19 protein-coding genes are annotated in these 24,961 nt (G+C 38.8%); 12 read left to right on the plus strand and 7 right to left on the minus strand.

Features of this window, described 5'->3' with window-relative positions; translation table 11 throughout:
• Window positions 1-37 precede the first annotated feature (37 nt).
• The 3 genes from ACZMIG_RS08520 to aspS form a co-directional block, all read right to left on the minus strand.
• Window positions 38-367 (minus strand): hypothetical protein, encoded by a 330-nt coding sequence (locus ACZMIG_RS08520; RefSeq protein WP_302023234.1) that lies wholly within the window; start codon window positions 365-367, stop codon window positions 38-40.
• A 70-nt stretch (window positions 368-437) separates the two neighbouring features.
• Window positions 438-731 carry a winged helix-turn-helix domain-containing protein gene (locus ACZMIG_RS08525; RefSeq protein ID WP_053398106.1) on the minus strand — a complete coding sequence of 98 codons (294 nt, stop codon included), beginning with the start codon at window positions 729-731 and terminating at the stop codon, window positions 438-440.
• 147 nt (window positions 732-878) lie between these two features.
• Window positions 879-2,645 carry an aspartate--tRNA ligase gene (aspS, locus tag ACZMIG_RS08530; protein ID WP_125104392.1) on the minus strand — a complete coding sequence of 589 codons (1,767 nt, stop codon included), beginning with the start codon at window positions 2,643-2,645 and terminating at the stop codon, window positions 879-881.
• Window positions 2,646-3,654: 1,009 nt separating this feature from the next.
• Between aspS and ACZMIG_RS08535 the strand changes: the two genes are divergently transcribed.
• Window positions 3,655-4,044, plus strand: a complete 390-nt coding sequence (locus ACZMIG_RS08535; protein ID WP_053398104.1) for a DUF1573 domain-containing protein — start codon at window positions 3,655-3,657, stop codon at window positions 4,042-4,044.
• Between the two features lie 75 nt (window positions 4,045-4,119).
• Here ACZMIG_RS08535 and ACZMIG_RS08540 read toward each other — a convergent pair whose 3' ends face one another.
• Window positions 4,120-5,433, minus strand: a complete 1,314-nt coding sequence (locus tag ACZMIG_RS08540) for a DUF3078 domain-containing protein (protein ID WP_021854606.1) — start codon at window positions 5,431-5,433, stop codon at window positions 4,120-4,122.
• Between the two features lie 183 nt (window positions 5,434-5,616).
• Between ACZMIG_RS08540 and pyrG the strand changes: the two genes are divergently transcribed.
• The 4 genes from pyrG (at window position 5,617) to ACZMIG_RS08560 (ending at window position 12,810) form a co-directional block, all read left to right on the plus strand.
• Complete coding sequence (gene pyrG, locus ACZMIG_RS08545) at window positions 5,617-7,230, plus strand: CTP synthase (RefSeq protein WP_021854607.1); 1,614 nt, start codon at window positions 5,617-5,619, stop codon at window positions 7,228-7,230.
• A 53-nt stretch (window positions 7,231-7,283) separates the two neighbouring features.
• Window positions 7,284-9,176 (plus strand): membrane protein insertase YidC, encoded by a 1,893-nt coding sequence (gene yidC / locus ACZMIG_RS08550; protein ID WP_053398103.1) that lies wholly within the window; start codon window positions 7,284-7,286, stop codon window positions 9,174-9,176.
• A 70-nt stretch (window positions 9,177-9,246) separates the two neighbouring features.
• On the plus strand, window positions 9,247-11,412 hold the full coding sequence (gene dpp5, locus ACZMIG_RS08555) for a dipeptidyl-peptidase Dpp5 (RefSeq protein WP_302023232.1): 2,166 nt from the start codon (window positions 9,247-9,249) through the stop codon (window positions 11,410-11,412).
• 42 nt (window positions 11,413-11,454) lie between these two features.
• Window positions 11,455-12,810, plus strand: coding sequence for an MFS transporter (locus tag ACZMIG_RS08560; protein WP_021854610.1), 1,356 nt, complete (start codon window positions 11,455-11,457; stop codon window positions 12,808-12,810).
• Window positions 12,811-13,678: 868 nt separating this feature from the next.
• Here the strand turns inward: ACZMIG_RS08560 and ACZMIG_RS08565 are convergent.
• The gene (locus ACZMIG_RS08565; protein ID WP_302023231.1) at window positions 13,679-14,113 is read right to left on the minus strand and encodes a DUF3127 domain-containing protein; all 435 of its coding nucleotides are present in this window, start codon (window positions 14,111-14,113) and stop codon (window positions 13,679-13,681) included.
• A 159-nt stretch (window positions 14,114-14,272) separates the two neighbouring features.
• On the opposite strand from ACZMIG_RS08565, the gene dnaN reads away from it, so the two are divergent.
• From dnaN to ACZMIG_RS08595, 6 genes are read left to right on the plus strand one after another with little or no spacing between them, the layout of a single operon-like run.
• Window positions 14,273-15,397, plus strand: a complete 1,125-nt coding sequence (gene dnaN, locus ACZMIG_RS08570; protein ID WP_487889424.1) for a DNA polymerase III subunit beta — start codon at window positions 14,273-14,275, stop codon at window positions 15,395-15,397.
• 8 nt (window positions 15,398-15,405) lie between these two features.
• Window positions 15,406-16,260 (plus strand): 3'-5' exonuclease, encoded by an 855-nt coding sequence (locus ACZMIG_RS08575; protein WP_053398100.1) that lies wholly within the window; start codon window positions 15,406-15,408, stop codon window positions 16,258-16,260.
• A 48-nt stretch (window positions 16,261-16,308) separates the two neighbouring features.
• A complete protein-coding gene (coaBC, locus tag ACZMIG_RS08580; protein ID WP_302432782.1) occupies window positions 16,309-17,520 on the plus strand; it encodes a bifunctional phosphopantothenoylcysteine decarboxylase/phosphopantothenate--cysteine ligase CoaBC in 1,212 nt (403 codons plus the stop codon).
• A 14-nt stretch (window positions 17,521-17,534) separates the two neighbouring features.
• A complete protein-coding gene (gene porD / locus ACZMIG_RS08585) occupies window positions 17,535-18,437 on the plus strand; it encodes a type IX secretion system protein PorD (RefSeq protein WP_486998205.1) in 903 nt (300 codons plus the stop codon).
• Window positions 18,438-18,464: 27 nt separating this feature from the next.
• On the plus strand, window positions 18,465-20,132 hold the full coding sequence (recN, locus tag ACZMIG_RS08590) for a DNA repair protein RecN (RefSeq protein ID WP_125104398.1): 1,668 nt from the start codon (window positions 18,465-18,467) through the stop codon (window positions 20,130-20,132).
• 3 nt (window positions 20,133-20,135) lie between these two features.
• A complete protein-coding gene (locus ACZMIG_RS08595) occupies window positions 20,136-21,806 on the plus strand; it encodes a tetratricopeptide repeat protein (protein ID WP_487889425.1) in 1,671 nt (556 codons plus the stop codon).
• Window positions 21,807-21,919: 113 nt separating this feature from the next.
• Here the strand turns inward: ACZMIG_RS08595 and ACZMIG_RS08600 are convergent, their stop codons facing one another.
• Together ACZMIG_RS08600 and ACZMIG_RS08605 are read right to left on the minus strand one after the other, a co-directional pair.
• Window positions 21,920-22,660 (minus strand): porin family protein, encoded by a 741-nt coding sequence (locus ACZMIG_RS08600; RefSeq protein ID WP_418874510.1) that lies wholly within the window; start codon window positions 22,658-22,660, stop codon window positions 21,920-21,922.
• A gap of 8 nt (window positions 22,661-22,668) precedes the next feature.
• Window positions 22,669-24,009, minus strand: coding sequence for a LysM peptidoglycan-binding domain-containing protein (locus ACZMIG_RS08605; protein ID WP_288949177.1), 1,341 nt, complete (start codon window positions 24,007-24,009; stop codon window positions 22,669-22,671).
• Between the two features lie 189 nt (window positions 24,010-24,198).
• Between ACZMIG_RS08605 and ACZMIG_RS08610 the strand changes: the two genes are divergently transcribed.
• Window positions 24,199-24,924: a T9SS type B sorting domain-containing protein gene (locus tag ACZMIG_RS08610; RefSeq protein WP_021854620.1), complete on the plus strand. Its 726-nt coding sequence runs from the start codon at window positions 24,199-24,201 to the stop codon at window positions 24,922-24,924.
• Window positions 24,925-24,961 lie beyond the last annotated feature (37 nt).

Here is a 24,961-nt window from a genome sequence, read left to right on the forward strand (position 1 = left end):
CCCTTGAATTTATGATTTTTTTGTATCTTAAAGTGTCTTAAAATAATGACAAAGACAAGTCTTCATGTTTATTTTCAGGCTCTTCTTTTTCTTCGTCATCACAAAATTCAAATTGCAGTTGAAGAGACATTTTAGAAGAATTATTGATGCGATACACTCCACGCTCATCTGTCTTCTCAACAATAGAATCAGGCACTTTACTTGTACGGATCAAATATGACGAAACATAACGGTAGACGTCTTCAAACGACACGACATTGAAGAATCCGTTGTTATGATTATAGACATGCCTTGCTATCTTTTTCACGCTCAAGCCTTTAGGCCCGGCCTCGTTAAGAATAAAGATGATATCGCGGTCGTAGCTCATAGTATTATGATAATAAAAAAGGACCGGTAAGAAAATATTACCAGCCCTTTTTAAATATTCTTTCTACAGATTAAGCTAATGTAATCTTGTTCTCTGCATCTTTTATCTTACCCTCTTTAAAGAGCCAGCCCATACCGAGCAAAGTCTCTTCTGTGGTAATTTTAGCTGCTTTAGCAATCTCAGCAACGCTCAAGGGCTTTTCAGCTGTAGCTAAGGCCTGATATACATCACCAGCCTTAAATCCTACTGTTTCTGCATTAATCTCTAATTCAACTTTCTTTGCAGTACTTCTCTTCGGTGCTGCTTTCTTCTCAACAGCTTTTGTTGCAGCTGTCTTTCTTACACTTACGTTCTTCTCTGTCATAATTCAAGTAAAACACATTAAGATCGACAATGTCTAAAAGACATACAATCTTTTCAAATTCTCGATGCAAATATAGTGATTTTATTCAAATTATTAAAAATTTTATCAAGAAAAATCGTATTCAACACATTAAGTGCTTTTTTAATATCAATTTTCTTGACTTAAATCAACCTTTATCTGCAGCTCATCCAGCTGTTTCTCATCAAGAGCAGACGGTGCATCCAACATGACATCACGTCCACTGTTATTCTTCGGGAACGCAATACAATCACGTATACTGTCTAATCCTGCCATTACAGAAACAAAACGGTCAAGGCCAAAAGCCAATCCTGCATGAGGAGGTGCGCCATACTTAAATGCATTTATCAAAAAGCCGAACTGAGCCATCGCACGCTCCGGCGTGAAGCCCAATATCTTAAACATACGCTCTTGCAGACGTCCGTCATGGATACGAAGGCTTCCTCCACCCAATTCAATACCATTGCAAACGAAATCATACGCCTTAGCACGCACTCTTTCCGGATGCTCTTCCAATAATGGAATATCATCAGGATTTGGCATTGTAAACGGATGATGAGTAGACATCAGGCGCTGTTCCTCATCGCTCCACTCAAACAGCGGGAAGTCAATAATCCACAGACATTCAAATTTATTCTTGTCACGCAAGCCAAGCCTGTCGCCCATTTCCAATCTAAGGCTACAGAGCTGAACACGTGTCTTGTTTGCATTATCACCACTAAGAATCAATACCAGGTCACCATTACCTGCCCCCATCACTTCTTTAAGTTTCTGCAAGACATCTGCATCATAGAATTTATCTATGCTGCTTTTTACAGAACCGTCTTCATTAAACTTAACCCAAACAAGTCCTTTAGCACCAACTTGCGGTTTCTTGACAAAATCAGTCAGCTGATCTATCTGCTTTCTTGTATAAGAAGCACAGCCCGGCACACAGATTCCGCCAATATATTCTGCACTATTGAACACCTCGAACGAGCCTGTGCCCTTTAGAGTATCCATTAGTTCAACGAATTCCATTCCAAAACGCAAGTCTGGCTTATCGCTTCCAAATCTGCGCATTGCCTCATGCCATGTCATTTGCTGTAGTTTGGCCGGTAATTCCACACCACGTATTTCCTTAAACAAGTGGCGTGCCATATCTTCGAAAAGATTGATAACATCATCCTGATCAACAAAAGACATCTCACAGTCTATCTGTGTGAACTCAGGCTGACGGTCAGCACGAAGATCTTCGTCACGGAAACACTTTGCTATCTGGAAGTATCTGTCAAATCCGCTCACCATAAGCAACTGCTTCAGAGTCTGCGGACTTTGTGGCAATGCGTAGAACTGTCCTGGATTCATGCGTGAAGGCACAACAAAATCTCGTGCACCTTCAGGAGTGCTACCTATTAATATAGGTGTCTCAACCTCAATAAAATCTTTTGAATCCAAGAAGTTGCGTATCAATATTGTCATACGGTGGCGCAATTCAAGATTCTTGCGGACGCATGAACGGCGCAAGTCCAAATAGCGATATTTCATTCTTATATCATCACCACCATCTGTATTATCCTCTATTGTAAACGGCGGCGTGATGCTTTCACTCAGGACATTCATCTCAGAGACGATAATCTCTATATCACCAGTAGGCAGATTCTTGTTCTTGCTCTCGCGTTCGTTGACAAGTCCTGTAGCCTGTATACAAAACTCACGTCCAAGCTTGTTGGCTGCAGCACACAGCTCAACATTGTCGTTTTCATTAAAGACAAGCTGTGTAATACCATATCGGTCACGGATATCGACAAATGTCATTCCGCCCATTTTACGGATGCGCTGAACCCATCCGGCCAGAGTAACTGTCTTGCCTGCATCAGACAAGCGCAATTCCCCACATGTATTTGTTCTATACATAAACTTACAAATTACTTTAATTATGATGCAAAAGTACAAAAAATGACCGAATGAACAAATTTTAAATGGCTAAAAGTAAAATTACACTCTATGATAGTATAAATTTCAACTGTTTAAACCGAGCAGGCATCCGTTCACCGGCTTATACAGATAACTCTTTTTAAGATGAAGAACACAAAAAATCTCCAACTTTTAGAGGAACAAATACGCAGCACTATCAGCCAAAAATTTCAAAATTGCAAACTAGCAAGCAACTCCCAAACATCCCTCTGACAATTATAATAAATACATTAAAAAAACAGAAAACTTTTTGGTTAAAAGCCTCTGAAAACGCCATTATTTTTTACATGAATGTATTTCCTTTAGAAAATAGCGAAAAACCTCATTTTTCGTATTTCACTACATATCAATGGGTTAACACAGAACATCTAATTACCTGATACATTCTCCAATACAAAACATGCCCTTTTACACAGCAAAAAGCATGGTTTCAGGACACAAAAGCAATGCTTTAACCGATAAAAAACAATGAATTTACGCCTAAAAACAATAACATCACACAGACTTCGACCACGAAAGCAATAAAAAAGGTTATAAAAACACGAAGAACGTCCATCAACATTTAATTTATGTTACGATGCTTTTTCTATTTTAGAGAAAACTTTTTGCAAAATAACAGCACAAAATCAGTAATAAAATTTTACCATACCAGACACAAAAATACAATTTACAAATTAAGGCTAAAACGAATAATCACACAACCATTCTAAACCAAAATAATTAAAGATATTTCCCCTTTATCCTAGAACTGATAAAAACAGGCACGAAATGGCATGCCCATAAAACATGCAGCCAACTACCCCGTTTGACAAAATTATATTACAAAACGAATTTGAATATAATCTTACAATCAAATCATAATTAATTAACACAAAATAAATCATCGATTATATATTTTATAAAAAAAAGATGTAAATTTGCTGCAAAAAATTATTTTAACCGAATAAAAATGAAAAAGATCCTATTCATTTCAATGTTGCTGATACTTTGCATAAGCAATGCAGCAGCACAAAAGACGGCAGAAATTAAGTTTGACAAGCAAACTTATAATTTCGGCAAATTTTCAGAAAGTAATCCCGTACAAAAGTGTACATTTAACTTTACCAACGTGGGAGACGCCCCACTCGTAATAAACCAAGCAATGGCCAGCTGTGGATGCACAGTTCCATCATACACTAAAGCTCCAATAGCTCCCGGCGGAAAGGGAACAGTGACAGTGACATACAACGGCAAAGGCAAATTTCCTGGACATTTTAAGAAATCAATCACAATAAAGTCTAACGCAAAGAATGAAATTGTGCGCTTATATGTAGAAGGCACAATGGAAGAAGCAAAATAAATAAAAAGGGAGCATTGAGCTCCCTTTTTTATTACCATTATATCATAAGAATATTCATCACTAACCTTATTCACATCAAAATGAATATGCAAAACCTATTGAGGCATATTCTTTAAACTGCCAATATCCATAGTCATCATGGCGCACTGACGATCCGTCGTCAAATCTCGGATATATGAAGATATTTGTCGAGATATATTTATTAAACTGGAATGTAAAAGTGTTTTCCCATTCTACTTCAGTTCGTTCATAAGTCGTATAACCATAAAGACGGGTCTTCCATTTAATCAAATCCGAAAAAGCCCATGTCAAATCTATCGTACATTCAGAACCCACATCATTCATTGTATGCGAACCTTCCTCTAGTCCATATCTTGTTGCAAGCGATTTTCGTCCGACATATCTGAAGTTGTATGCAATAGGAGCCATCTGCAAAGATCCTGTTAGTTTTCCGTTAAAAGCGTTTACCGAATAGCTCATACCCAAAGATAAGTTTATATTCAACGGCGATAAAATATCTGAATATACCTCAGGATCGTTGCTCTTATAGCCACGCATAAACTGGGTATATGCGATAAGCTGCAATGTATAATACCAATTCTTGCTTGCCTGAAGTCCCAATTTACCCGTATATCTTATAAGGTCCTCTGTAGTCTTAAAGTTATGCAGGGTGTCTCCGCTTGAGGTTTGGAATCCTAATTTAAGCTCAAGTTTATTTTCGAACTTAACCTTTTGTTTATTATTGTAATTCGCTTGTAGCGTGGTACTTGCAACCATTGAATAATTGCTTTCGCCACCTTTATACCAGTTACTGGAGACATAATTTTGCAGGAACTGCAAATAGTAGTCACCGCCAAAAGTCCAAAAGTTCGGTTTCTCTATGACAATTTCAACAGGAGCGTCAAGGCTTACGTCCGGTGCGGAAGCCTCTTCCCTAGAATAATCAACCTTATGACGTATTGGCGAAGTTATCTCTTCATGCAAAGAGCCTATTTTGCTTAAGTCACTTTCCGTATTTACGACATATTCCGGATGATTAACATAAACAGACATCAACGCATCATCAATAGCGCTGCTCACATCATCAACACCCTTGTACTTATCATTAATGCTAAAAGTATGACCAGCTACAGAATAATAAAATGTCAGAGGAGCAAAAACGCGGAAAAAGCGGGCATCAGATCCTGCATCATCATCCAAAGTATCAGCTGCATACATTAAAGAATCCATATGGACTTTACACGCTTTAAGCGAATCAATATACGAAGCTACGATGAAAGAATCTCTGCTTATGTTTCGGCCATTATGATGCTTAATAGGCGCTCCGAAACAAGACACCGCACAGAAGAACTCCAAGATTATTAATATCAATATTTGCTTATGTTTCATACTTTTAGCACTTTTTGCGTGCAAAGTTAGTATTAATATTCAAAAACAGAACATTAATGGCTGTTTTTTTCAACACACACGAAACTATTAAAATTAAGAGATTATAATTTTGGCATATCAGCATTTTTTCTTAATTTTGCACCTTGTATATTAGTATTAATAAATAACCAAAATATTATAATCGTGGCAGAGACAAAGTATATATTCGTTACCGGCGGTGTAGCTTCCTCTCTTGGAAAAGGAATAATATCGTCATCAATAGGCAAACTTCTTCAGGCCAGAGGATACAACATCACAATCCAAAAGTTCGACCCATACATCAACATTGACCCGGGTACGCTGAACCCTTATGAACATGGCGAATGTTATGTAACAGTGGATGGCCACGAGGCAGACCTTGACCTCGGACATTACGAACGTTTTACCGGTATTCAGACAACCAAAGCCAATAACCTTACAACAGGCCGTATATATAAGGCCGTCATAGACAAAGAGCGCCGTGGCGACTATTTGGGAAAGACAATACAGGTAATCCCCCATATCACAGATGAAATAAAGCGCAACGTAATGTTGCTTGGCAAGAAGAACAACTATGACTTCGTAATTACAGAAATCGGAGGTACAGTAGGAGATATTGAAGGCTTGCCTTTCTTAGAAAGTATCAGACAGCTAAAATGGGAACTTGGCAAGAGGGCTCTTTGTGTCCATCTTACTTATATTCCTTATTTGGCTGCAGCCAAAGAATTAAAGACAAAGCCGACTCAGCACTCAGTCAAAGAGCTGCAAAGCGTTGGTATCCAGCCGGATATCCTTGTGTTAAGAACCGAGCATCCAATAAACGACAATATCAGAAAGAAAGTTGCAAACTTCTGTAATGTTGACGCTGACGCAGTAGTACAAAGTGTCGACATGCCGACAATATACGAAGTTCCGGTAAGGATGCAGGAACAAAAGCTTGACGAAACGATATTGCGCAAAATGGGTGAACCTGTTGGTGAAACACCGACATTAGGTCCATGGCGTTCATTCTTGGAACGTAGACATAAAGCAACAGAAATCGTAAATATCGGACTTGTTGGAAAATATGACCTGCAGGATGCATACAAGAGTATCCTGGAGAGTCTGTCACAGGCAGGAACATATAACGATTACAAAGTCAAAACGACATTCATAAACAGCGAAAAGATTACAGAAGACAATGTTGCCGAAAAGCTTAAAGATATGGACGGCATTGTTATTTGCCCGGGATTCGGTCAAAGAGGAATAGAAGGAAAGATTGTCGCCGCACATTACACACGTACACATGACATTCCAACATTCGGTATATGTCTGGGTATGCAAATGATGGTAATTGAATTTGCACGTAATGTCCTTGGATACGAAGATGCCAACAGTCGAGAGATGGACGAGAAGACAGAACATAATGTCATTGATATTATGGAAGACCAGAAGAACATCACAAACATGGGCGGCACGATGCGACTTGGTGCTTATGAGTGTATTTTGAAACAAGGCTCACGCGTATTCGATATCTATAAGAAAGAATATATCCAGGAGCGTCATCGTCATCGTTATGAATTTAATAACGATTTCGAACAAGAATACGAAAGAGCCGGAATGAAGTGTGTTGGCCGTAATCCTGAAAGCAATCTGATTGAAATAGTTGAAATACCAGGATTGAAATGGTATATCGGCACACAATTCCATCCGGAATATTCAAGCACAGTACTTCATCCACATCCGCTGTTCCTTGATTTTATCAAAAAGGCTATAGAGAACAAAAAAAGCAAAAATTGATATATTATTAAAAGGTAAAAGAATAAAAATAACACCATAGAGAGAAACAAAAGATGGATAAGAATACAATCATTGGCTTTGTTCTCATCGCTGCTCTGCTAATCGGCTTCAGCTGGTATACTCAACCATCTGAAGAAGATATTGCCAAACAACGTATGCAAGACTCGATAACAGCTCTTGCAAAGAAAAAAGCCGAAGAAAGCCGTAACGCTGAGGCACAAGCCTCTAATCAGAATGCACAAAATAATGTAAATGCAGATACTACAGCTGTTTTCTATAAGTCGTTAAGCGGTAAAGCTCAAAACATTATTTTGAAGAATTCAAAATTAGAGCTCACACTCAGCACAAAAGGCGGTACTGTTGAAAAAGCTGTAATAAAGGACTTTAAAGATAACAAGGGCAATAAAGACCTTACTCTTTTTGACAGTAAAGATCAGTCTTTAAAATTCATGCTTGAAGGTAAAGAAACAAATATCATAACAAGCGATCTATACTTTACACCTTCAAACATTACAGACTCAACAGTTACAATGACTGCTGTTGGCTCTAATGGAAGATCCTTAGTAATGAATTATAAGCTTGGCAAGAACTATCTGCTACATTTCTCTTTAAAAGCAAATGGAATGAGCGGACTTTTCTCACCAAACTACAACAAACTTGACATCGAATGGACAGACCACTGCCGCCAACAAGAAAAGGGTTTTACCTTTGAAAACCGGTATGCATCCCTTACTTATCATTTCACGGATGGAGGTACTGACTATATTAGCGAGACAAGTGAAAAGGTTGATGAGAAAATAGAAGACGCCATCGACTGGGTTGCCTTCAAGAACCAGTTCTTCAGTGCAGTAATGATTGCAAAGGACGACTTGGGAACAAACTCATTAATGACAAGCATTCCACAGGAAAAAGGTTCTGGCTACCTGAAACAATATGGTGCAAAGGTCAAGACATCATTTGACCCAACAGGCAATAATTCAACTGAACTTGAATTCTATTATGGTCCCAACGACTTCAGACTGTTGCAAAAGATTGAAAAAGAAAGCACATTCAACAAAGATTTAGAGCTTCACCGCTTGGTATATCTTGGATGGCCTTTGTTCCGTATAATTAACCGTTGGTTCACCTTATACGTGTTCGACTGGCTTACAGGCTTGAACATCAATATGGGTATTGTCCTTATATTGATCACCCTTTTACTTAAGGTAATAACTTATCCTTTGGTCAAGAAGAGCTACATGTCTTCAGCAAAGATGAGAGTTTTAAAACCAAAACTTGAAGAAGCGACCAAACAATACAACAAGCCTGAAGACCAGATGCAGAAGCAGCAGGCAATGATGGCACTATACGCCAAATATGGTGTAAGTCCATTAAGCGGCTGTCTCCCAATGTTAATACAGATGCCTATCTGGATTGCCATGTTCAACTTTGTCCCCAATGCGATACAGCTACGTGGTGAAAGTTTCTTATGGATAAGTGACTTGTCAACATACGATCCGATAATCGAATGGCATAACAACATATGGCTCATAGGTGATCACCTGAGTTTAACATGTATTCTATTCTGTGTAGCAAACGTTTTGTATTCAATAATGACAATACGTCAGCAGAAAGACCAGATGGTCGGAGCTCAGGCTGAACAAATGAAGATGATGCAATGGATGACTTATCTTATGCCAGTTATGTTCTTCTTCATGTTCAACGACTATTCATCAGGCCTTAACTTCTATTACTTTGTATCTTTGTTCTTCAGTGCTGCCATCATGTGGACTTTGCGCAAGACTACAAACGATGAAAAATTGTTGAGTATTCTTGAAGCAAGATATCAGGAAAACAAGAATAATCCTAAAAAGATGAGCGGCTTGGCGGCAAGACTCGAAGCCATGCAAAAACAGGCAGAGGAGTTAAAACGCCAACGCGAGGCACAAGACAAAATGAGAAAATAGGAAAAAACACATTTATAAATTAATAGGGGCATGCAAAAGTATGCCCCTATATTCTAAAAACACTAAATTTATGAACAAAGCAACAATCTTAGCAACCGCACTTTCAATTTGTTGTAGTTCGGTTAACGCACAAGAAAATGCGAGCTTCATCGGTAAAAGTAACATCACCTTACAAAGTGATCTAATGACACCAGAGGCTCTGTGGGCAATGGGTCGAATCGGCACTGCACAGGCCTCGCCAGATGGAAAACACATTATCTACCAAGTAGGTTATTACAGTGTAAAACAAAACAAAGGCCATCAGGTAATCTACATTATGGATTCTGATGGAAAGAATAACAAAATGCTGACTACGTCTGCAAAAAGTGAGACGGATGCAGTATGGATAAAAGACGGTCAGAAAATTGCTTTTTTATGTGACGGCCAAATATGGGAAATGAATCCTGACGGAAGCGGCAGAAAGCAACTTACAAACGACAAAACAGGTATTGACGGATTTAAATTTTCTCCTGACGAAAAGTATGTTATACTTATCAAACAAATCCCTTACCATGGAATTATAAAAGAAAAGCCGGAAGACTTACCTTTAACAACAGGAAGAGTCATCACAGATATGAATTACAGACACTGGGATGAATATGTTGAATCTATCCCCCACCCTTATCTAGCTGAAGTAACGTCAAACGGCATTGGAGAAGGCACTGATATAATGAAAGGTGAACCATACGAATGTCCTGTTAAGCCTTTCGGAGGTGCAGAGCAGCTAGCATGGAGCACTGACTCAAAAACAATTGCATATACTTCAAGAAAGAAGACCGGAATAAATTATGCAATTTCAACTGACACAGATATATACCTTTATAATATAGAGTCTAAACAGACTGTAAATATTTGCAAGCCCGCAAATTACAAAGAGCCTGAAATCAACATGACAAAGTCTATGAAAAACCAGGCAGTTAACTCTGAAGAAAATCTTAAAAACAACCCTGGATATGACGTAAATCCCAAATTCTCTCCCAATGGCCAATATGTCGCATGGTTGAGCATGGCACGCAACGGATATGAAAGCGACCGCAACAGACTTTGCGTCTATAACTTAAAAACTGGGGAAAAGACATATACAACAGAGTCATTCGACTCTAATGTCGATGATTTCTGCTGGTCTGCAGATTCAAAAACTTTATATTTCCTCGGCATTTGGCATGGTTGTGAGAACATATATCAGACCAATCTTAAGGGCAATGTAATGCAACTTACAGACGGTTGGAATGATTATGGCTCAGTTCAGATGCTTAATGACGGCAAAAAACTGCTAGCAGAGAGACACAGCATGTCTCAAGCATCTGAGTTATACATAGTAACTCCTGGCAAAAAAGAAAAGACAGCAAAAGTTGAACAAATAACATTTGAAAATAAGCACCTGTATGATCAAATGACATTTGGCAAAATTCAGCAGCGCTGGACAAAGACAACAGACGGCAAAGACATGATGTATTGGATCATACTTCCGGCACACTTCGATGCAACAAAGAAGTATCCTACCCTACTGTTCTGCGAAGGCGGTCCGCAAAGCCCTGTTTCACAATTTTGGAGCTACCGATGGAACATGCAGATAATGGCGGCCAACGGTTATGTTGTAATAGCTCCGAACAGAAGAGGTCTGCCAGGCTTCGGCAGTGAATGGAATGAGGAAATTTCAGGCGACTGGACCGGCCAGTGCATGAATGACTATCTAAGTGCAATTGATGATGCATGCAAGAATCTCCCGTTCGTAGACAAGGATCGTCTCGGTGCTGTTGGTGCAAGCTTCGGAGGCTTCAGCGTATATTATCTTGCCGGACATCACAACAAGCGTTTCAAGTGTTTTATCGCTCATGACGGTGCTTTCAATCTAGAATCAATGTACACTGATACAGAAGAAGCTTGGTTCAGCAACTGGGAGTATGATGATGCATTCTGGAACAAGGACATGACAGAAAATGCAAAGAGAACATATGCCAACTCACCACACAAGTTTGTAGACAAATGGGACACACCAATATTGTGTATTCACGGAGAAAAAGACTACCGCATCAATGCGAACCAAGGTATGGGTGCATTTAATGCTGCTCGCATGAGAGGTATTCCTGCTGAGCTTCTGCTTTTCCCCGATGAAAACCACTGGGTGCTGAAGCCACAAAATGGCGTACTTTGGCAAAGAACTTTCTTCAACTGGCTTGACCGCTGGCTGAAATAATTTAAACACCGAAATAATTAACAGTAAAAATAAAAGAAAACAATGACAGAAGCAATTCAAAGAAAGCTGAATGATTCAGCCGCAGCGCGCTGGACAGCTTTGGTGTTAATAGCATTGGCAATGTTTTTTGCCTATATGTTTGTTGACGTAATGTCGCCATTACAGTCGCTGATCGAATCAGAAAGAGGCTGGGACAGTGGAGTTTTCGGAACATACGCCGCTTCGGAATACATCCTTAACGTGTGTGGTTTTCTTATCCTTGCAGGTATCATCCTCGATAAGTGCGGAATAAGATTCACTGGTATATTGTCAACATCATTAATGGTTATAGGCGCCTCTATAAAATATATTGGTGTAAGTGACTGGTTCCAGGCAACAGCCATGTGCAGCTGGCTTGACTCATGGTGGACAACACTGCCCGGAAGTGCCAAAATGGCATCATTTGGTTTCATGGTGTTCGGCTGTGGCTGTGAGATGGCAGGTATAACAGTGTCAAAAGCAATAGCAAAATGGTTCAAGGGCAAAGAAATGGCCTTGGCAATGGGACTTGAAATGGCAATTGCACGTCTTGGCGTGTTTGCTGTATTCTCTGTTTCACCTAAAATTGCTACACAGTTCGACAACTCTGTTGTGGCACCAATAGCATTCTGTACCGTTCTTTTGATTATCGGCCTTATCAACTTTATTGTGTTCTCCGTAATGGACGCAAAACTGGACAAACAGCTTGGAGAGGCTAATTCAGACGAACCAACTGAAGAATTTAAAGTAAGCGACCTCGGACGTATATTCAGCAGCAAGATGTTCTGGATTGTAGCATTACTGTGTGTACTTTACTATTCTGCAATCTTCCCGTTCCAAAGATATGCAACAAACTATCTTGAAGTAACACTGCACATTGAAAAAGAAGCTGCAGCAGATTTGTTCAGATGGTTCCCGATTCTCGCAATGATACTGACTCCTGTGCTTGGTTCATTCCTTGACCACAAGGGAAAAGGCGCAACAATGCTTATGCTCGGTTCACTTATAATGATAGCATGCCACCTCAGCTTTGCATTCTTGTTGCCAATCTATCCTAACGAATGGTTCGCACTTCTCATTATAGTAATTCTCGGCGTTTCGTTCTCTTTGGTTCCCGCAGCATTATGGCCAAGTGTCCCGAAGATTATAGACCCGGTAATTTTAGGAAGTGCATACTCTCTTATTTTCTGGATACAGAATATAGGTCTATGTTTCGTTCCCCTTATAATAGGTATGACTCTGAAAGCTACAGGCGGCTACTTGGTTCCGATGCTTATATTCGCATCATTAGGAGTACTGGCATTGATTCTAAGCTTCGCCCTTAAAGCTTTCGACAAGAAGAAAGGCTTCGGACTTGAAGAACCTAACATAAAAGAATAAGTTGCACATAATAACGTTATCAAGCAACTGAATGCTTAATATACATGAAAAAAGAATGCTGGATTTATTTCTTAAATCCAGCATTCTTTTTGTTTAAACACAACACACAATACTCTTACACATCAGAAAATCTTCACATTTGCGTACCAAGACCACACTTTATGGCATTTAGTATACGATAAAAACAGAATCAGTTAATATATGATTATCAACAACAAATCTCTTTCAATTTCAGAGTAAAAAATCAGGACAAAAATATTTTCCAATCTAGAAAATCAATATGTAATAAATTCTAAATTTACCTTGTACATGCACACGATTAATTAACCTTTATTTACACTATTCGAATTTAAGCATAAAAAATCAACCCATTTATGAGAATAAAACAATGATTATGAGCTATAAAATCAGGCAAATTGCAAGCTAAAACCACTGAGTTTGCAATGCTAAAGCATTGATTTTAGCATAAAAAGGAGTATCAATAGATGGTCTAAACGGCATAAAGCCCTATCAATCAGCGTATTACTGAAATTATAACATTTTACTACTTTTTGTCCAAAACACAAGACTCAATTACAAATAATTAAATCTGAGAGCGTCAAAATTCATTTAAAGCAACAATACACGACAAAATATCCTTACAAAAAGGACATTATATAAAAACAAAAAGCATGACATAAAATTTTATGCCATGCCTATCGTTTAATATCTAATTCCGGACAGAACAAATAAGTTGATTACATTCATAAATAATCACTAACCTAAATCCCCGGATATAAAGTTCTTAACCTCACCCATGTTTATTGATCAATGAATCTGAAACAGATATAATCACAATAAACATAAATGCACCTTACCCGTTATATAATTAGAACGGTAAATCATCTTCACTCTCACCTTCTTGCTGCGGCGGGAAAGGAGCAGCCTCTGAAGCCGGCTGAGTTTCTGCTGATACTGGAGCCTGAGGCGCAGCAACCGGAGCTGTATAAGGCATTCCCTGTGTAGCATTCATTTGTGCAGCAGCTGCATTCGGATCAATACGCTCCACTTTCCAAGCACGCAAAGAATTGAACCATTTACCCTGATATTCGCGCGCATCAATATCAAAACTTACACGCAATTCCTCACCACTCTGAATATTGAACATTTGTATCTTGTCTGCACCGAAAACATTGAAGCAACATTTCTTTGGATAAGCCTCATGAGTCTCTATTACATAGTCTTGTGATTTCCACTGTGTTCCTCTGGCAGAAACGCCTTCTCTTGCAGGAAGAACAACTATAATTTTTCCTTCAATCTCCATTTCTTTATATATTATTTGTTTCTATTTTTTGAATTGCGAAATTACTAAAATACTCGTAAATAAAGAAATTTTTACACGTTTTTTTTGTTTTAGAGTTTGCTTTTTTGTATTTTTGTGTCCTATTAATTACGCAGATAAAACGAATAATAATATTAAATAATGAGACTTACAATATCAAGCACGGCTTTAGCCAGCCGCCTATCGGCTTTATCAAAAGTGTTCAGCAGTAAAAATTCATTGCCTATATTGGATTGCTACTTATTTGAGGTAAACGGCAATCATCTGACAATAACTGCATCAGACAGCGAAAACATTATGACAACGAACATACAACTCGACGAAACATGTGACAGCGGTGTGTTCGCAGTCAACAACCAAACCATTTTAGATGCCGTAAAGGAGCTGCCGGAACAGCCACTGACACTGGATGTGGACATGACGACATTTGCAATAAAGGTGATATATCAGAATGGTGTATACAACTTTACAGGACAGAGCGGTGAAGAGTTTCCAAAGTTCCAGTCACTCCCCGAAAATGCGACGTCAATAATAATCGACTCTAAAACACTTAACAACGATATTTCACGCTCGATATTCGCAACCGCCAACGAAGAGCTGCGCCCGGTGATGAATGGTATCTTTTTCGACCTGAGCCAAGACACATTGGCAATAGTTGCCAGCGACGGACATAAACTCGTAAAGACAAAGAGCAAGAACATAAAGTCAGACAATACGCTGTCATTCATCTTGCCCAAGAAACCTGCAACATTATTAAAAAATGTGCTGCAGAAAAATGATGATGACATAATAATCAGATTTGATGACCGCAATGCAAACATCATATTCTCAGACGGAACGTTATCTTGCCGCCTGATTGAAGGACGCTACCCGAACTACAACTCCGTAATACCACAAGACAATCCTAACCAGCTTACGATAGACAGACTTGTACTTATAGGAGTTTTAAAGCGTGTCCTACCATTCGCAAGCGACAGCAGCCAACAGATAAGACTGCATATCGAAATGGGCAAAGTAGTTATATCATCAGAGGATGTTGACTTCTACACAAGCGCACAAGAAGAGATTGTATGCGACTACAACGGCAACATAATGGACATCGGCTTCAAGGGTACTTCACTGATGGAAATATTAAGCCATCTTGACTGTGAAGAGGTTGTATTAAAGTTGGCAGACCCAAGTCGCCCCTGCCTGATACTTCCGGCAGAACAGCCTGAAAATGAAGATATACTGATGCTTATCATGCCAATGTTATTAAACGATTAATCAGAAGAATGAAATTAAATCTTACAAAGCCCCTGATTGTCTTCGACCTGGAGACAACAGGGCTTGATCTTGTTAAAGACAGGATTATACAGATTTCTTATATTAAGGTATATCCTGACGGTAAGGAGGAACGCTCAAACCAGTTTGTAAACCCCGAAAGAAGTATTCCGCAGGAAGTTGTGGACATTACAGGCATTACAGATGCAGACGTAGCAAATGCTCCTACATTCAAGATGCTTGCAACAGATTTGGCAAACAAGTTTCAAGGATGTGACTTTGCCGGATTCAACTCAAACCATTTTGACGTGCCTATGCTTGCCGAGGAATTTCTGCGCGCAGGCATCGACTTTGACTTTTCAAAATGTAATCTGATTGACGTTCAGACAATATTCCACAAGATGGAACGCCGAAATCTGGCAGCAGCATATAAATTCTATTGCGGCAGAAAGATGGAAGACGACTTTGTGGCTCATAAAGCTGATCAGGATACTGAGGCTACCTACAGAGTGCTGCAAGGAGAGCTCGACATGTATGCCCCCGGAAAACAGGAAGAGCCTGAACGTCAGCTAAACAACGACATGAACGAGCTTGCAGAATTCTCAAAGCTCAACAATAACGTTGATTTCGCAGGACGTATCATTTGGAAAGAAATGAAGGATGCCAACGGAAATGTCCTTACAGATTCTGACGGCAATCCACGTATGCAGGAAGTTTTCAATTTTGGCAAATACAAAGGATGGAGTGTTGCAGAAGTACTAAACCGCGACCCGGGATATTTCAGCTGGATGCTCAGCAGCGACTTCACATACAACACCAAGCAAGTGCTTACACGAATACGCCTAAGAGAATTCAACAAGCGATAAACTCTAGGGTAAGAAATAAAATAACACAATATCATATATAAAGACAACATGTTGAAAGGTAAGAAAATTGTACTTGGCATAACAGGCAGTATTGCAGCATATAAAGCATGCCTCATAATCAGAGGACTTATAAAACAAGGTGCTGAGGTGCAGACCGTTATAACTCCGGCAGGAAAGGAATTCATAACACCAATAACATTATCAGCACTTACGCATAAGCCTGTCATCAGCGAATTTTTCTCTCAACGTGACGGCACATGGAACTCACACGTTGACATTGGTCTTTGGGCCGATGCTATGCTGATTGCTCCATGCACGGCAAGTACAATAGGAAAAATGGCCAACGGAATAGCAGACAACATGCTTATAACGACATACTTATCGATGAAAGCACCTGTGTTTGTCGCTCCGGCAATGGACCTTGACATGTTCGCACACCCTTCAACACAACAAAATATCAAGCGTCTGCAGTCATATGGCAATATCATCATTGAGCCGCAAAGCGGTTTCCTTGCAAGCGGTCTGGAAGGCAAGGGAAGAATGGAGGAGCCGGAAGAAATTGTAAGATATCTTGATGAATTCTTTGATGAAAACAAAGATACGCTGAAGGGGAAAAAAATAATGATAACAGCCGGTCCGACTTATGAGAAGATAGACCCGGTAAGATTTATCGGCAACTACTCTAGCGGGAAAATGGGATTTGCCATGGCTGAAGAATGCCGCAGACGCGGTGCTGAGGTAACATTAATAAGCGGACCTGTTGGTATTGAATGCTCTAAAAAGATAAAACGCATCAATGTAGAAAGCTGTAACGAGATGTATAATGCAGCCGTCACAGAGTTTAAAGATTGCCACGCCGCAATATTGTGTGCAGCTGTAGCCGACTTTCGTCCTATATCTATCGCAGAAAATAAAATTAAGCGCGAAAAAGATAATCTTAACATACAGCTATGCCCAACAAATGACATTGCAGCAGAACTAGGACGTATAAAGACTGATGAACAGATTTTGGTTGGCTTCGCATTGGAAACAAACAATGAAGAAATTAATGCCAAAAGTAAACTGGAAAGGAAGAATCTCGACTTTATCGTATTAAACTCAACGCGCAATGAAGGAACGACATTCCGCAGCAATGATAACCAAATTGAAATCATAACAAAGAATGAAATAAAAACATTTGAAAAGAAAAACAAAAAGTACGTTGCTGTAGATATCATTGATGAATTAACAAAACTTTTCACTGAAAAAAACAGATCATAATCATAACAGGCAAAATGAGGTTGCTATTACTTATAATAAGTTGGTTGTTTGTCACAGCAGGCACAAATGCTCAGGAGTTGCTGGCTAAAGTAACAATAAACCATAATCAGATTCAAGGCACTGATGCAAGTGTCTTCGACAATCTGCAGCAAACCCTGGAACAGTTTATCAATGACAAACAATGGACATCGTTGCAGTTTCAGAAAAATGAAAGAATAATATGCAACTTCAATATAACTGTGACGAAATACGACGCATCATCAAATTTATTTACATGTACGGCACTAATTCAAGCAAACAGGCCAGTATACAACTCAGCATATAATTCAACCTTATATAATAATAAAGACGGCGACTTTAACTTTGAATTTGCACAGTTTGATCAATTAAACTTCAACGAAGAACAGATAGACAACCAACTGACAGCACTTATTGCCTATTACGCATATCTGATCATAGGTATGAATCTTGACAGTTTCTCGCCTATGGGTGGCGAGGACATTCTGCAAAGATGCCTTAATCTTGTAAATAATGCACAGAATCTGAATTTTACAGGATGGAAGGCTTTTGAGAATGACAGAAACCGCTTTGCATTCATTAATGACTACATGGAAGGAGCGATGAAACCTTTCAGACAGCTGCAATATGACTATTACCGCAGCGGCCTTGACGAAATGGCCAACAATGTAGAAAGAGGAAGAACAAACATCACAACAACAATCGAGACAAATCTGAAAAAAGCACACGAAGACAAACCTTTGAGCACCTTGCCGCAAATATGGACGGACTACAAAAAAGATGAGTTGGCAAACATATATAACGGTAAAGGCACACAAAAAGAAAAAGAATCAGTTTATGAGATTCTATTTTCTATAAATGCTTCGCAAAACAGTTATTGGGAGAAAATAAAAAAATAAAAATAATATATTTCATTTCAATATAAAATGCTGAAACAGTTATATATTAGGAACTTTACGCTGATTGATACACTCGACATACATTTCAATCCTGGCTTTTCGGTCATTACAGGTGAAACAGGAGCTGGAAAAAGTATTATCTTAGGAGCTATAAATCTGCTTCTTGGACAGCGTGCAGACGTGAAAAGCATAAAATCAAATAGTTCAAAATGTGTTATTGAGGCTCATTTCGACATAAGCCGATATAACATGCAGGACTTTTTCACAGAAAACAATATCGACTTTGACGATACCGACTGTATATTAAGAAGAGAACTGAACTCATCAGGAAAGACACGTTCTTTCATTAATGACACCCCCGTTGCATTAAACCTAATGCGCACTTTGGGACAACAGCTTATAGACATACACAGTCAGCATCAAAACCTCTTGCTGAACGAAGAAGATTTCCAGCTAAACGTAGTCGACATTATAGCCAAGGACAGAGAACTCCTTATAAAATACAAGGAACATTTCAATGCGTATAAAGATGCAAAGAAAGCCGTAGACAGACTATGCAAAGAAATTGAAGAAAATAAAAAAAATGAAGACTACATCCGTTTTCAGCTAAAAGAGCTCACAGAAGCAGAACTGAAAGACGGCATGCAGGAAGAGCTCGAGCGGGAAAGCGAAAAATTAAGTCACGTAGAAGAGATAAAGACAGCGCTCTATTCAGCCGGAACTTCACTAAACTCATATGAATCAGACAATAATGTACTTGATAAAGTGAAGGAAGCATCGCGCTCCATTATCGGCATAACAAACATATATCCTGAAATCAGTTCTATTTCAGACAGGTTGGAAAGCTGTTTTATAGAACTGAAAGATATATCAGACGAAATAAATTCAGAAGCCGACAATATCGAATTCGATCCCTCAAGACTTGAACAGATAAACAGTCAGCTCGACAAAATCTATTCTCTTGAACAAAAATATCATGTGTCCAATATTGCAGATCTCATTAATATACAAAATAATCTGGAGAAACAGATAAGTAATATCGACAACAGTGATGAAGAGTTAGATAAGCTTAAATCAGAAGAAGCACGTTTACTTAAGGAGTGTGAAGCCATAGCATCTGAACTGACAGAAATAAGGACAAAAGCATCGAAAGTGATTGAGCAGGAAATGCGTAACAGGCTCATACCCTTAGGAATACCTAACGTAAGATTCTCTATAAAAATCGAAAACAAAAATATCAGTGAGGATGGCCACGACCGGATATCATTCTTATTCAGTGCCAATACCAGCACACCTGTACAACCTGTTGCACAGGTTGCATCCGGAGGTGAAATTGCAAGAGTTATGTTGTCACTTAAAGCAATGATAAGCGGTGCTGTGAAACTGCCTACAATAATATTCGATGAAATAGACACCGGAGTTAGCGGGAAAATTGCAGAAAAGATGGGTGATATAATGCAGGAAATGGGAAAAGCCAACCGTCAGGTCATAAGCATTACTCACCTGCCACAGATTGCAGCAAAAGGAACCACCCATTATAAAGTGTTTAAGGAAGAAACAGAACATGGCACGAGCAGTCGCATGCTCATTTTAAGCAAGGACGAACGCACAAAAGAAATCGCACAGATGCTCAGTGGCTCTGAAATTTCTGATGCAGCCATAAACAATGCCAAAGAATTATTAAAAACATTATAAACGATGAAACAGATAGGAGTTATTTTAACATTAATCATAGTTTGTGTATGCGGCAACAGCAAAGCACAGCCTTCAGCCGTAAAAAATGCGGCAAAATCCGTATTCAAACTAACAACATACAACGCAGATGGAACTGTTCTTTCAACAAGCCATGGTGTGTTTGTCGGCAATAATGGTGAAGCAATAAGTGACCTTAAGCCATTTATTGGAGCATCTAAAGCTATTGTTACAGACAGCAAAGGACGCGAAATGAATGTAGAAAGAATAATGGGCGTCAATGATATATATGACGTTGCAAAATTTAAGGTCAACGGCAAAACTATTCCACTGAATGTTGCACAATCTGCATCTGCTTCTGGCTCACAGGCATGGCTTGTATCATATGCAGAAAAATCACCGACAATAACAGCTGCAACTGTAAAAAACGTAGAAACGTTTATGGATAAATACTCATATTATATATTCTCACTTGCTGTTCCGGAAAACACAAATGCCTGCCCTTTTGTTAATTCTGAAGGACAAGTTATTGGAATAATGCAACCGTCTACGACATCAACAGACATACACGCAACAGACGCAAAGTTTATTACAGAACTGCAGACAACAGGACTTTCTGTTGAAGATGAAACCATGAAAAAGATAGGCATACCTCCATCATTGCCGACAGACAAGAGCCAGGCTCTTCTGACACTCATGATGGCTGCACAAGCGAATGACTCAATAAAACATGCGGCTATAGTCAGCGATTTCATAAACCAATACCCTACTTCTGTTGACGGCTATACAGCTCAAGCACAAATATATCTTGACGCAAATGACTTTGAAAGTGCTGAAAAAGAAATGGAAACGGCCATCAAGAAGGTTGAAAACAAAGATGAGGCTCACTATAATTACAGCAAAATAATATACAACAAAGAAGTTTATAAAAGCGACATACCATACGCGGCCTGGAATCTGGACAAGGCTTTTGAGGAAATCAATAAAGCATATGCAATAAATCCTCAGCCATCATATCAGCACCAACAGGCACTCATAACATATGCAAAGGGCGAATATCAGAAAGCCTATGACATGTTTATGGACCTGACAAAGACATCAATAAGAAACCCGGAATTATTCTATAACGCATCACAATGCAAACAAATGCTTAAAGCCCCAATGAAAGAGGTTATAGCGCTGCTTGACAGTGCCATAACAACAACAGACACTTTAAGACTTAGAGAAGCAGCTCCGTATTTCTTGGCACGTGCAGAAGCTTATATTACGACAGACAGCTTCAGACAAGCTGTTTTTGACTACACACGCTACGAAATTCTGGTAAACGGAAATGTAAATGCTAATTTCTATTATATACGTGAACAAGCAGAAGTAAAAGCAAAACTTTACCAACAAGCTTTGATAGATATATCAACAGCTATTATGCTTGCCCCGAAAGAACCAACATATTATGCAGAAAAAGCATCATTGGAACTAAGAGTAAACATGATGGATGACGCTATAAAAACTGCAACAAAATGTATTGAGCTTGCACCTGAATATGCAGACGGTTATCTGATATTAGGGTTAGCACAGATAAATAAAGGAGATAAGGCCAACGGAATGTCAAACTTAGAAAAGGCCAAAGAGCTGGGGCATGTTCAAGCACAAGCAATGATAGAAAAGTATTCTAAATAATCGGCGCTATTATAAATAACAAGAAATAAGAAGCGGCAGGTGAAATGATTCTCACCTGCCGCTTCTTTTATTTTCAATTAAGACTTACTTGTTTTAAAGACAAAAGCAATCAACTACTTCTTCGTCCTAATAATATCAAACAAATAAGTAAGCTTAACAATTATATTACCAAAGTTTGACTTGCCAAAATAATCTTTCTTTGAATCACCATAGATATTGCCCAGGCCATAATAATAACGTGCTTCCAACTGGAAATGACCAACTTTAGGATGAGAATACTCAACTCCAAGTCCGGCTGCTATACCATAGTCAAATTTATTCTCTACAGCCATTGTGTCTTGAGCAACCGTATGGTTAACACGATCATCAAGGTTTATGTCCTCAAAATTAAAATTCATCTTGGTTGATTCACTTAGACAGAAACCCAGCTGCGGACCAGCTTGAAAAAAGAACTGAAAGCCTTTATCCTCACTTCCCCACCCTAAATGAGCAAATATCGGTATCTGCACATAATTCATTGTTCGGCTATATTGCTCAGCCACACCTGTAACAGGATTAATTACCGGAGCGTCATTTGCATCGAGTATTTCCTCCTTCCATCCAATCTGGGCGAAGTTGACTTCCGCCTGCAAAGCACAGATTGTACTGAAATACTTTTCACAAACATATCTAAAAGACACGCCCCCGGTAAAACCTCCATGATATGTCTGATTTACTTTCGGATTAAAACCGACATTACTCAAAACATATCCTCCGTTTACACCGATACTCATATCATTACGATACAATCCTATCTGGGCATATGCTCCAGACACCAACAAAGAAAACACAGCCGATATTAATAATCTACGCATCTTTTCTGTCAAAAATTGATAAGTGATATCGTATTATTACGATTGTAATGGACAAACATAAAGCCGGCATTCTGATATCCACCAGAACCAAGTTTGGTAAAATGCAATGGTGTTTGTACTGCATTTTTATCAGCAGTACTTCCATTAAACTTCTTTCCATTGTTATATATACCACGCAGGAAGAACATGCCATGATCATAACCAGTAAGGGCAAAACGTGGCAGATAATCCATCATACTGCTCTTAAACCAACGCATATATCTGTTTTCCAAAGTCTTTACCTTGGTTGAATAAGAGTTGTAATATGCTGCTGTCGGGATATATGTATCATACTTAAAAAACTTTTCCTGGTTGTATTTCACATACATTAGCCATTCTGTATATCCAAACAATGAAACTGCCAACGAAGGATGCTCACCAGTAAGTGCATCCAACCTTTCCAAAACCTGATTTAGTTCAGGTGAACGTCCTGTATTCAATATTACCATATTTGGTTTTACTGCACTGAATGATTTGGCAAACATTGCATCGCTAGAATTCAAATTTGTCACATTACATGAAATGTTCCTAGCTTCAAGTTCTTTACGCAGTCCGAATGTAAACACCCCCTTATCACTTGTGCGGTCGTTACAGTCGATAACAACAACATGATAGTTACTGAAACGATAAACGAAATGCTTAATAACTTCATTATAAAAATATTCAGGAGACTGATAAACCTGAAAAATGTTAGAATTTGATGCGACATCATTGCCATTAATAGAAAATGGTATAACCAGCTTTGCCCCATTATCCTTGGCAAAATCAGCAATAGGCTTTACCTGTTTCGTATAAAGCGGTCCAAAAATAACATCAGCCTTATTAAGTCCTGCCGTAGATAATGTTTGATAAACGTTTCCATCTATCGGCAAATTGCACGCATTAATTTCTATCGACAATCCTTCCTTCTTCAAGTCATCACAAGCCATAAGCAGGCCACGATAATATTCCAACATACGACGTCCATCACCATCAACATTGTGCAGCGGCAACAATACTCCAACTTTGACAGACTTTGATGATGTCTTTATGGCCTTATCAGATGTATTTACAGACTTAGAAGCTACCGACTTACCAGACTTTGGTATAATGATATAATCACCTTTTTTAAGCTCGTAATTCGGATCATTCATTTCCGGATTAGCCTTAATAAGTTCACTCACCGTAATGCCATATTTACGGGCAATTCCAAAAATTGTTTCACTACGTTTAACCTTGTGCATATCCTGCACGTCCTTGTTTTGTGCAAACATATCGAATGCTGCAAAAAAAACTAGAAACAGCACGATATATCGTGAAAAATGCCTCATATTTATTTAATTTGGTATCTTATTTAACCCAATGTTGATAAAGACTAAACACCAATGCCACTACCAAGCAGACATATATAATTGGCCATGCCGTGCAAAGCCTTACCAAACTTTTGTGTGCAAAAATACAAAAAAAGAGCGTCTAAATCAACTTTATTACGTAAATTTGCATAAATATATTTTGAAGAAATGAGAATCATACTTTTATTCAGTTGCGTAGCAACACTCATAACTGCCATAAACATAAAGGCAGACACTTACGACGAAATACCGACAATCAGCCCTACAGCCACTTATGTAACTGATGAAGGAGAAGAGGAAAACTCTAATATGTCCGGAAATGCTCCACTAGTAGGGCGCTTTCAGGCTAATCCACAAAATGTAGGTGAATATAGTGCCAATTATGAATGGAGGTTCACCATTGACGGAGAAAGTACACCATATCTGACAAGATATGAGGAAAACACTGAATATACTTTTACAAAAGCAGGCACTCACAATATCGTAGTATATGCAACCTTCATCAATGGAAATGACACAATAGCATATACTCAAGAATATTGGGATGAAATAGGACCAATGCGCGTTACGATAAGCGAAAGCAAACTAGAAATGCCAAATGCATTTTCACCTAACGGAGACGGCATAAATGATATATATAAGGCCAAAGACGGATATCAGTCTATTATTGAATTCCATGCATACATATTTAACCGCTGGGGACAAAAGCTGTATGAATGGGACGATCCAGCCGGAGGATGGGACGGAAAATATAATGGGAAAGACGTAAAACAGGGTGTCTACTTTGTTTTAGTAAAAGCAAAAGGAGCTGACGGACGCACATTTAATATAAGAAGAGACGTCAATTTGTTACGTGGATACACAGAAGAATCAGGAACATCAACAACAGAATAAAGTATCCAGAATTGTACATCAAAGAGTCAAATTAGAA

Source organism: Xylanibacter sp. (genome assembly GCF_057607445.1).

Coding starts and splice junctions, on each gene's coding strand:
- ACZMIG_RS08535 (WP_053398104.1), top strand. CDS start 3,655: ATGAAAAAGATCCTATTCATTTCAATGTTGCTGATACTTTGCATAAGC.
- ACZMIG_RS08610 (WP_021854620.1), top strand. CDS start 24,199: ATGAGAATCATACTTTTATTCAGTTGCGTAGCAACACTCATAACTGCC.
- porD (WP_486998205.1), top strand. CDS start 17,535: ATGAGGTTGCTATTACTTATAATAAGTTGGTTGTTTGTCACAGCAGGC.
- dpp5 (WP_302023232.1), top strand. CDS start 9,247: ATGAACAAAGCAACAATCTTAGCAACCGCACTTTCAATTTGTTGTAGT.
- ACZMIG_RS08540 (WP_021854606.1), bottom strand. CDS start 5,433: ATGAAACATAAGCAAATATTGATATTAATAATCTTGGAGTTCTTCTGT.
- yidC (WP_053398103.1), top strand. CDS start 7,284: ATGGATAAGAATACAATCATTGGCTTTGTTCTCATCGCTGCTCTGCTA.
- ACZMIG_RS08560 (WP_021854610.1), top strand. CDS start 11,455: ATGACAGAAGCAATTCAAAGAAAGCTGAATGATTCAGCCGCAGCGCGC.
- coaBC (WP_302432782.1), top strand. CDS start 16,309: ATGTTGAAAGGTAAGAAAATTGTACTTGGCATAACAGGCAGTATTGCA.
- ACZMIG_RS08565 (WP_302023231.1), bottom strand. CDS start 14,113: ATGGAGATTGAAGGAAAAATTATAGTTGTTCTTCCTGCAAGAGAAGGC.
- ACZMIG_RS08525 (WP_053398106.1), bottom strand. CDS start 731: ATGACAGAGAAGAACGTAAGTGTAAGAAAGACAGCTGCAACAAAAGCT.
- ACZMIG_RS08600 (WP_418874510.1), bottom strand. CDS start 22,660: ATGCGTAGATTATTAATATCGGCTGTGTTTTCTTTGTTGGTGTCTGGA.
- dnaN (WP_487889424.1), top strand. CDS start 14,273: ATGAGACTTACAATATCAAGCACGGCTTTAGCCAGCCGCCTATCGGCT.
- ACZMIG_RS08520 (WP_302023234.1), bottom strand. CDS start 367: ATGAGCTACGACCGCGATATCATCTTTATTCTTAACGAGGCCGGGCCT.
- ACZMIG_RS08605 (WP_288949177.1), bottom strand. CDS start 24,009: ATGAGGCATTTTTCACGATATATCGTGCTGTTTCTAGTTTTTTTTGCA.
- aspS (WP_125104392.1), bottom strand. CDS start 2,645: ATGTATAGAACAAATACATGTGGGGAATTGCGCTTGTCTGATGCAGGC.
- ACZMIG_RS08595 (WP_487889425.1), top strand. CDS start 20,136: ATGAAACAGATAGGAGTTATTTTAACATTAATCATAGTTTGTGTATGC.
- recN (WP_125104398.1), top strand. CDS start 18,465: ATGCTGAAACAGTTATATATTAGGAACTTTACGCTGATTGATACACTC.
- ACZMIG_RS08575 (WP_053398100.1), top strand. CDS start 15,406: ATGAAATTAAATCTTACAAAGCCCCTGATTGTCTTCGACCTGGAGACA.